This is a genomic window from Pedobacter superstes (genome assembly GCF_037622515.1).
Taxonomy (GTDB): domain Bacteria; phylum Bacteroidota; class Bacteroidia; order Sphingobacteriales; family Sphingobacteriaceae; genus Paradesertivirga; species Paradesertivirga superstes.
In genome coordinates, this window is sequence record NZ_JBBJCN010000006.1 from 147,355 (window position 1) to 155,814 (window position 8,460).

An 8,460-nucleotide genomic window follows, 5' to 3' on the forward strand; every position below is an offset into this window, starting at 1 on the left:
AATACACTGCGTTATCTATATAAACCAAGTAAAATTGGTTTAATTGTGATAAGGTTTAGGTTGAAGCGTCCCGGCTAGTTTGGGACGCTTTATTTTTATAGCTACTTTCTTTTCCCTTTAACAATCACATTAACAAAGAATCCTGCTGCCAGTAAGCCAAACAGAGCTCCTGCAAATATCCAAACTAACGACCCTGTAACAACCCATGCTGTTGCAACTCCGCATATCACTGCCAAAAGAAAATATATGCCGTAATCCTGATTATCCTTTTCTTGTGCTTCCATTTTTAATTTTTTTCCAAAAGTAGCAATAGTTAAGAATATGTTCTTAAAGAATTCACCGGCAGAGATTAAAAAAAAACCGTCGTATAAATAATTTATACGACGGCATCCCTAAAATTACAATTAAAAACCCGTTATTTTAAAGCTTCAATCTCAGGCAAGGCCTGGATAGATAAGGGAAATTTGTTAATGCTTTAAAACGGCTAACCTTGCCACTAAGGTACAAAAATGTTTAAACATTAAAAAATAACTTTACCTGTAGCTGTTATTAATGAAGCGATTCTTACCGCATCAAAAATACGCTCCTCTGTAGTCCCCAGTTTGATTAAAGAATCTTCATGTGCATTCACGCACATTTCACAACCGTTAACCGCCGATACTGCCAGGCTTAATAATTCAAAAAACTCTTTGCCTGTTACAGGCTTTGCCATAATCTGCATACGTATTCTCGCAGGTATCTGGCCATATTTTTCTTTTTGTGTAAAATGCCTGAATCTGTAAAAAATATTGTTGGAAGATAATAAAGATGCACAAGCGGTGGCCTCTGCAATTTCTTCTGAAGTCGCGCCATTGCTGTCCGCAAAGTTGGTATAAAAGTCTGTAAGGATTTTATTACAGTTATTAACGGCAATAGAAATCCCTATCAACCCAATCTCTTTAGCTGATAAATGTTCAGAACTTAATGTACTGTTAAAATTAACTTTCAGGTCTCTCACATAACGCGATTCGCCTTTTTCAAGCAAGCTTAAACTTACAGTACGGTAATCACCGTCCACATTAAAACTTTCTAAAAACTCCTTTATAACTTCTGTAGTCTCACTCATAATTTAAAAATTAGTATTAAAAAAAATCCCCGTTAAACGGGGATTTCCTTATGACTTTTTATTGTTACGATTGTAATGTTTCCTGACCTTTTTCCCAGTTACAAGGACAAAGCTCGTCAGTTTGTAAGCCGTCAAGTACACGTAACACTTCTTTAACATTACGTCCAACGCTTAGATCGTTTACACAAACCCAACGTACAATTCCAGTCGGATCAACAATAAATGTTGCCCGGTAAGCAATTTTTTCAACAGGTTCTAAAATGCCTAAATCCTCAGCTAATGATTTAGAAGTATCTGCCAGCATTGGAAATTTAAGATCGCGTAAATCATCGTGGTCTCTTCTCCATGCTGCATGTACAAATTCTGAATCAGTTGAAGCGCCAATCAGACGTGAATCCCTGTCGCGGAATTCTCCAAATGCTTTATTAAATTCAGCAATTTCGGTAGGGCAAACAAAAGTGAAATCTTTTGGCCACCAAAACATTACTGTCCACACATTATCCTCATTAGATAAATAATCTGAAGTTAATGTTTCAAACTCTTTACCTTTTTCAATACTAACGCAAGCTTTCTTTTCAAATGAAGGGAATTTTTGACCTATAGTTATCATATTTTTTCGTTTTTGGGTTCCGGCAAAGATACTCACTAAAATTGCCTGAGAAAATCAAATTATAGATTTATAGATACTTTTTATCAATGAGATTATAGATAAAATCTATACTAATACTTTTTTAACAGGTTATTTATGATGGCTTTGTCATTTACACTTAGCTGAGGTGATAAATCTGTTTGAATGAAATGACGCTTGAATGCAATAATAGCAGCTGTGGAATCCTTCACATCATAACCAATCATTCTTAATGCCTGTAAATGGTTGAACCCTGAAGGCACAGTATCTAATACGATATCATACCAGTTCCCGAAACCGTTATCCGCTAATTTCTTCCACGGAAATTTTGCATTCGGGTCCTGTTTCCTGGCAGGCGCAATATCAGCATGTCCTATAAAATTTGAACCCGGGATATTATAGTTCTTTTTCAAACCGGCCAGTAATGTAATTAAGCTGTTAAGCTGGCTCTCCGGAAACTCCTCAACTCCATTATTATCCAACTCTATTCCCAATGAAACTGAATTAATATCGGTAATGGTTCCCCATTTTGCTATTCCCCCATGCCATGCCCTGAAATAGTCGTTAAGCATATGATGCACAGTGCCATCTTTGCAAATCACATAATGAGCACTAACCTCAGTTTTGGGCATAGTAAACGTTTTAAGTGTTAATTCGCAAGAGTTTTGGGCGGTGTGATGTATAATAACATAATTAGGCTTACGCAAATTGAAGTTTGTAGTAGCAACCTCGTAAGGGGCAGGATTATTTGCTGATAAGGCGGGGAGTTCCTGCAAAGAACTAACAAGCTCCTTTGCTTGCTTTTTATACGTTTTGTTGGTAGACCCGAATGGCTTGGTTACAGTACAAGCCAAAATTAAAACTGAAAAGAAAGAAATTAATATTAAGAATCTGTTCATAATTGTCTGCAAGATAAAAGCAATTTAATATCTTGGAAACGAAAATAGTTTAATGCTGTTTGCATTCATAATCATTAATCATGGTAATTTTAGAAAACGAAAACTTAAAAGCTTCCATTCATCCTATGGGGGCTGAACTTCATAGCCTTTATCATAAAGACCCGGGACTTGAATATATCTGGAATGGCGATGCCAAGATTTGGCCAAGGCATTCACCTGTTCTGTTTCCTATTGTAGGCGGATTATTACAAGATTCATTTTTGTACAAAGGCCAAAAATACACATTGGCTAAGCACGGTTTTGCCCGTGATTCTGAATTTGAATTAGAAAACAGTTCTATTGATAGCGTCTCATTTATTTTAAAAAGTTCGGATGAAACACTTCGTACTTATCCCTTCGATTTTATTTTAAGAATTCGATATACTCTCGGAGAGAATAGCATCACGGTGACATACGAAGTTGAGAACCCCTCAAATGAAACCATGTATTTCTCTATTGGTACACATCCTGCTTTCAATGTTCCTTTAACCCAAGACAGCTCTTATGAGGATTATTTCCTTGAATTTGAAAAAGAAGAAAATTCTGTGAGACATACTCTGGATGGTAATATATTAAATGGGACGGTTCCTTATTTAAATAATCAAACAAAGCTTCCTCTACAGTCGAGCCTGTTTTACGATGATGCTGTAATATTCAAAGATTTAAAATCTACTACTATTTCTATCAAAAACAATATAAACGAACATGGTATTCATTTCAACTTCGCCGGCTTTCCATACATGGGGATTTGGGCGGCCAAAGATGCTCCATTTGTTTGTATAGAGCCCTGGTGCGGAATTCCTGATTCTGAAAATCACACTCAAAACATCGAAGAAAAAGAGGGAATTATAGCCCTGGTAGGTGGGGCCAAGTGGCAGAAAAACTGGAGTATAGACTGTTTTTAACAGTCCTTGACATTTGTTTATATAAATCAGGGTTTAGCAAATTTAAACCCTGATTTATAGATCTCGTTACTAAGACCTTTACTTCTTTATTCTCATCTGTAAATCCAGATTTAAATTCCTGATTTCTGCTAAAACCAATTGAGCCATTAATCTGGCGCCGAGTTCATTAAAATGCGTATCATCAATCTTACCCTGCGGATAATTGGGATGCTCGCCAGCCTTAAGATGATTAAATAAAAACGCAGATTTATCAGGTCCGAGCTCCTGTAACAGCCTTTGACTTTTTAAATCCATATCAATGAGTGGAGTCTTCGTCTCTTTAGCAACATCCCGAACAATTTGGGCATAAACATCATGCGTGCCTACTACCTTTCCATTCTCATCAAACTTTCTTCTGGCTACTGAAGTAAGCAATACTGGTTTACCTTGTTTCGACCGTGTATCCTTCACATACTTAATCAGATAGTTTTTAAACTGAGCTTCTGTAGTTGCGCTCTTTTTTGTCGGCACTTCATCATTATGTCCGAATTGAATAAAAACATAATCGCCAGGATTTAAAGCATTTACTACCGGAGTCCATCGGTTTTCCTCAATAAAGGTTCTGCTGCTGCGACCATTTTGCGCCCTGTTATCCACAACCACTGTTGAATCGAAGAAATGAACAAAGGGCATTCCCCAGCCAGTTTCAGGATATGTATTAACCTGTTTGATTGCCATAGTGGAATCGCCAATTAAATAAACTTTTAACGGTTCGTCTTTAATTAAGGTAAAAGACACTAGAGACAGAAGGCTTATTGTCAGCAGATTTTTAAACATATACACTAAACGATACAATACGATAATGATTTTATCAGGTGCAAAGTATATCTTTAAGAACCAATTTATCCCATAAAAATGAAAAAACATTTCAGCCTGGCCCTGATAATGCTATTTGGATTTACTACAAAAGCTAATGTGACTTTACCCGCATTAATTTCCGACAACATGGTAATACAGCAAAACTCGCCTGTACATATTTGGGGCAAGGCATTGCCCGGAGAAAAAGTGACTATAACTATTTCTAATCAGAATCTTATAACTACCCCCGATTCTAAAGGGAAATGGCAGACATGGCTTATGCCAATGAAAGCAGCGGGCCCGGTGACCATGACCGTAAGAGGCTTAAATACGATTATAGTAAAAAATATTTTAATCGGAGAGGTATGGGTGGCATCGGGCCAATCAAACATGGAATGGAACGTAGGCAGAGCACTAAATCCGGAAGAAGAGATTAAGAAATCCGGGTATCCTAATATCAGACTTTTCGAAGTAAAAAAAGGGATTTCAGATACGATCAAAACTGAAGTTGAAGGGAAATGGGAAATTTGTTCGCCACAAAATATCGCTGAATTTTCTGCTGTAGCTTATTTTTTTGGAAGAGGTTTACATAAAAATTTGAATGTACCGGTTGGCCTTATAGAATCGGACTGGAGCGCTACAGCATGCCAGCCATGGACCCCTATGTCAACTCTAGAAACAGATTCAAGGCTTAAATACATTTTGGATGACTGGCAAAAAGTTGCTGACAGATTCCCTGAAAGAAAGAAGACTTACGAGGCAGAGCTGGAAAGGTGGAAAACAGAATCAGAGCAACAAAAAGCACAGGGTAAAACATCTGCTCCGGCACCACGCGAACCGAACATTTTACCTAAAGAAAAACCCGGAGTCTTATATAATGCTATGATAGCGCCCTTGACAGCCTATACAATTCGTGGCGTCATCTGGTACCAGGGTGAGGCTAATGCGTACGAAAGGGTTTCTTTCCCTTACCGATATCTCTTCCCGGCGATGATTCAATCGTGGAGAGACGCGTGGAAACAGGGAGATTTCCCCTTCCTCTTTGTTCAGTTATCAACATTGTATAAACATCCGTATTGGCCGGTACTAAGAGAATCGCAGACAGAAACTCTTAAATTAAAAAATACAGGAATGGCAGTAAGTATAGATGTTGGAGATTCTACAGATGCTCATTATCATAATAAACAAGCTGTGGGCCACAGGCTTGAATTAATTGCACGAAATTTAGTTTATAATCAAGCAATTGAATTTTACGGGCCAGTATTTCGACAAATAACCATTGAGAACAATAAAATCCGAGTGTGGTTCGATCATGCTAAGGGACTCAAATCTTCCGATGGCAAAGGGTTAACAGGATTTGTAATTGCCGGCAAGGATGGTAAACCTTATTCAGCGGAAGCAAAAATTGAAGGCCAAACAGTTTTATTATATAGTCCAAATGTTGATCGGCCACAAATCGCTAAATATGCCTTTAAGGATGCTCCCGTAGTTAACCTCGTAAATGGGGCAAATCTACCGGCTGTTCCTTTCCGAACAGATATAAAAAATGGACTTTAGAAATGTCTTTAGAAAACATAACCTATCGGTTAACACACTGGGAAACCTGGGATTGGAGAATAAAATACATTCCTCTGGTTCCATTGTGGGTATGGCATTGTATCCGGTCGGGGTCATTTTGGTTCTTCACGCCCTCTAACCCCACTTTATTATTTGGAGGGTTCGAAGGAGAAACGAAAAGATCAATCTACAAACACCTGCCTCCTGAGAGCTATCCAAAAAGTATTTATATCTCTCCTAAACAATCTTTTTCTGACATTGAACAATTAATAACTACAAAATTTAATTACCCCTTCGCCGTAAAACCGGATGTAGGCCGGATGGGATTCATGTTCAGAATTATTAAAACGTCAGCAGACCTTAAACTTTACCATGAAAAAATGCCTGTTGATTACATCGTTCAGGAACTCATTACATATCCACTTGAAGTAAGTGTTTTTTATTACCGTTTTCCGGACAATGAAAAAGGAACGATAACAGGTTTTATAAGGAAAGAATTTCTCGAAGTTACTGGTGATGGAAAATCTACTTTACTTCTTTTAATGAAGAACTATCCCCGGATTAGATTCCGGCTGGACGAGATGAAATCCAAACATAGAGACCACCTTGACTTAATTATTCCAAAGGGCGATAAATTCTGTTTGAGCTACGCTTTAAATCTAAGCAGAGGCGGCAAACTGGTAAGTTTGGAGCATGAAAAAGATGAACGTCTTTTAAAGATCTTTGACGATCTTAGTCATTATTCCGGCAAATTATATTTTGGCCGGTACGATATTAAATGTACATCTATAGACGATCTGAAAGAAGGGAAAAACTTCTCAATTCTTGAGTTTAATGGAAGCGGTGCAGAACCTCACCATGTTTATGGTAACGGATTTACCCTACTAAAAGCTTGTAGAATTCTAGCATACCACTGGAAAATCCTGTATAAAATCTCGAAACTGAACCACAAAAGAGGGGTAGCTTATTGGGATTTTAAACGAGGCTTGAAATTAATGTTGAAATGCCGGCGCTATTTTTCTCTGCTAAAAAAAATTGACACGGAATTCCCGGCATCTTGACATTAGATTTTCAAACAAATGCCTTTTATTTAAGTTTAGAAAGAAGGTGCTGAATTCCATGTTCAATGTTCAAGGCCAATGATCCAAAGACCAACTGAAGCCAGTATTATTCAAGAGTACCTTGCTTTCCTGAAAGCTGATACCTTTCCCTGCATTGCAGCTAAAGCAGCTTTGGCCAAACAGCAGATTAAATGCATGGTCGCCGATAACATGGCATGCCCTAAAGACGATAAACAAGTTTTGGATTTTATATACGCGTTTGTAGATACATACCGGCAGTCAAAAGACCTTTATCACAGTGTCGCAATAATTTTTAGAGGACCGGAAATTCTTGATGAGGATCGATTTGATACATTGATGTGGACACGTTTACAATCTTTAAAAAATATCGACTCAGAGAATTACTCTTATGATCAGAGGGTAGATGAAGATCCTCTTTCTGCCAAATTTAGTTTCAGTTTAAAACAGGAAGCATTTTTTATAATCGGATTGCATCCCGTGAACAGCAGATTAACCCGCCGGTTTAATTTCCCTGTTTTAACTTTTAATCCTCATGCACAATTTGAACAGCTAAGAGATCTGAACAAATTTGAAAGTATGCAAAAAGCTGTCAGAAACAAAGATCTGAAATATTCAGGTTCTGTGAACCCGATGCTGGAAGATTACGGAGTTGCTTCTGAAGTATTTCAATACAGCGGCAAAAATTATGATAAACACTGGAAATGTCCCTTAACCATATCAAATGCAGAATCTGACCATAATTCCTCCCCGTAGCGGAACATCATTCATATTAAAAAAGGGACAACGGCTTAAAGTTATCGATATACAGGGTGAACAGGTTTCAGATTTGGTTTGCTTTAACCTGCATCATAAAGCCGAATATCTTTCATCTGGAAGAACGATAGACTACGCAGAAACCATTTTTCTGACAACCGGCCACCCGTTTTACTCAAACCGCAGCAATATCATGTTCGAGATCGTGGAAGACACTGTGGGAAGACATGATTTTTTGCTTACGCCCTGCAGTGCTGATACCTTCAGAATTATTTACGGCCACACTTCGCCGCATCGCGGCTGTTTCGGTAACCTATGTGCTGCTCTAAAAGAGTACGGCATTGAACCGGATAACATTCCAGTGAGCTTCAATATATTTATGCATGTTACGGTTGATGAGAATAGCGGAAAGGTTTCAGTTCTTCCCCCAAAAAGCAAAGCGGGTAATTACATTATTATTGAAGCAAAAATGGATCTGATAGTGGGCCTAACAGCGTGTTCTGCCGAGATGTCAAACAATTATTCGTTTAAGCCTATTGGGTATGAGATAACATAGATCTTTATTTTAGACGAAAATTAAAGTAAAAACGCAGCCTGTTAGCTGCGTTTGTGGTCCCGACGAGAATCGAACTCATATCTAAAGTTTAGGAAACTT

The 8,460-nt window shown here is 37.9% G+C and carries 10 protein-coding genes; 5 read left to right on the forward strand and 5 right to left on the reverse strand.

What is annotated here, in order from left to right:
- Positions 1 to 101: 101 nt before the first annotated feature.
- The 4 genes from WG906_RS16340 to WG906_RS16355 all read right to left on the reverse strand — a co-directional run bounded on the left by WG906_RS16340 (position 102) and on the right by WG906_RS16355 (position 2,632).
- Entirely contained in the window at positions 102 to 284 is a 183-nt protein-coding gene (locus tag WG906_RS16340; RefSeq protein ID WP_339993916.1) for a hypothetical protein, read from the reverse strand.
- Positions 285 to 520: 236 nt separating this feature from the next.
- Entirely contained in the window at positions 521 to 1,105 is a 585-nt protein-coding gene (locus tag WG906_RS16345; RefSeq protein ID WP_339993917.1) for a carboxymuconolactone decarboxylase family protein, read from the reverse strand.
- A gap of 64 nt (positions 1,106 to 1,169) precedes the next feature.
- A complete protein-coding gene (locus WG906_RS16350) occupies positions 1,170 to 1,715 on the reverse strand; it encodes a peroxiredoxin (protein WP_339993918.1) in 546 nt (181 codons plus the stop codon).
- 110 nt (positions 1,716 to 1,825) lie between these two features.
- A complete protein-coding gene (locus tag WG906_RS16355; RefSeq protein WP_339993919.1) occupies positions 1,826 to 2,632 on the reverse strand; it encodes an N-acetylmuramoyl-L-alanine amidase in 807 nt (268 codons plus the stop codon).
- An 80-nt stretch (positions 2,633 to 2,712) separates the two neighbouring features.
- Here WG906_RS16355 and WG906_RS16360 point away from each other — a divergent pair, with 80 nt between their 5' ends.
- Positions 2,713 to 3,576 (forward strand): aldose 1-epimerase family protein, encoded by an 864-nt coding sequence (locus WG906_RS16360; protein ID WP_339993920.1) that lies wholly within the window; start codon positions 2,713 to 2,715, stop codon positions 3,574 to 3,576.
- 78 nt (positions 3,577 to 3,654) lie between these two features.
- On the opposite strand, the gene WG906_RS16365 is transcribed toward WG906_RS16360, so the two are convergent.
- Entirely contained in the window at positions 3,655 to 4,392 is a 738-nt protein-coding gene (locus tag WG906_RS16365) for a rhamnogalacturonan acetylesterase (protein WP_339993921.1), read from the reverse strand.
- Between the two features lie 78 nt (positions 4,393 to 4,470).
- Between WG906_RS16365 and WG906_RS16370 the strand changes: the two genes are divergently transcribed.
- The 4 genes from WG906_RS16370 (at position 4,471) to WG906_RS16385 (ending at position 8,361) form a co-directional block, all read left to right on the forward strand.
- Entirely contained in the window at positions 4,471 to 5,970 is a 1,500-nt protein-coding gene (locus WG906_RS16370) for a sialate O-acetylesterase (protein ID WP_339993922.1), read from the forward strand.
- A 2-nt stretch (positions 5,971 to 5,972) separates the two neighbouring features.
- Complete coding sequence (locus tag WG906_RS16375; protein ID WP_339993923.1) at positions 5,973 to 7,031, forward strand: ATP-grasp domain-containing protein; 1,059 nt, start codon at positions 5,973 to 5,975, stop codon at positions 7,029 to 7,031.
- A gap of 78 nt (positions 7,032 to 7,109) precedes the next feature.
- A complete protein-coding gene (gntA, locus tag WG906_RS16380; protein WP_339993924.1) occupies positions 7,110 to 7,805 on the forward strand; it encodes a guanitoxin biosynthesis heme-dependent pre-guanitoxin N-hydroxylase GntA in 696 nt (231 codons plus the stop codon).
- Positions 7,774 to 8,361: a DUF1989 domain-containing protein gene (locus tag WG906_RS16385; protein ID WP_339993925.1), complete on the forward strand. Its 588-nt coding sequence runs from the start codon at positions 7,774 to 7,776 to the stop codon at positions 8,359 to 8,361. Before gntA ends, WG906_RS16385 begins: the two co-directional genes overlap by 32 nt.
- Positions 8,362 to 8,460: the final 99 nt, after the last annotated feature.

Coding starts and splice junctions, on each gene's coding strand:
- WG906_RS16345 (WP_339993917.1), bottom strand. CDS start 1,105: ATGAGTGAGACTACAGAAGTTATAAAGGAGTTTTTAGAAAGTTTTAAT.
- WG906_RS16370 (WP_339993922.1), top strand. CDS start 4,471: ATGAAAAAACATTTCAGCCTGGCCCTGATAATGCTATTTGGATTTACT.
- WG906_RS16340 (WP_339993916.1), bottom strand. CDS start 284: ATGGAAGCACAAGAAAAGGATAATCAGGATTACGGCATATATTTTCTT.
- WG906_RS16365 (WP_339993921.1), bottom strand. CDS start 4,392: ATGTTTAAAAATCTGCTGACAATAAGCCTTCTGTCTCTAGTGTCTTTT.
- WG906_RS16350 (WP_339993918.1), bottom strand. CDS start 1,715: ATGATAACTATAGGTCAAAAATTCCCTTCATTTGAAAAGAAAGCTTGC.
- WG906_RS16355 (WP_339993919.1), bottom strand. CDS start 2,632: ATGAACAGATTCTTAATATTAATTTCTTTCTTTTCAGTTTTAATTTTG.
- WG906_RS16375 (WP_339993923.1), top strand. CDS start 5,973: ATGTCTTTAGAAAACATAACCTATCGGTTAACACACTGGGAAACCTGG.
- WG906_RS16385 (WP_339993925.1), top strand. CDS start 7,774: ATGCAGAATCTGACCATAATTCCTCCCCGTAGCGGAACATCATTCATA.
- WG906_RS16360 (WP_339993920.1), top strand. CDS start 2,713: ATGGTAATTTTAGAAAACGAAAACTTAAAAGCTTCCATTCATCCTATG.
- gntA (WP_339993924.1), top strand. CDS start 7,110: ATGATCCAAAGACCAACTGAAGCCAGTATTATTCAAGAGTACCTTGCT.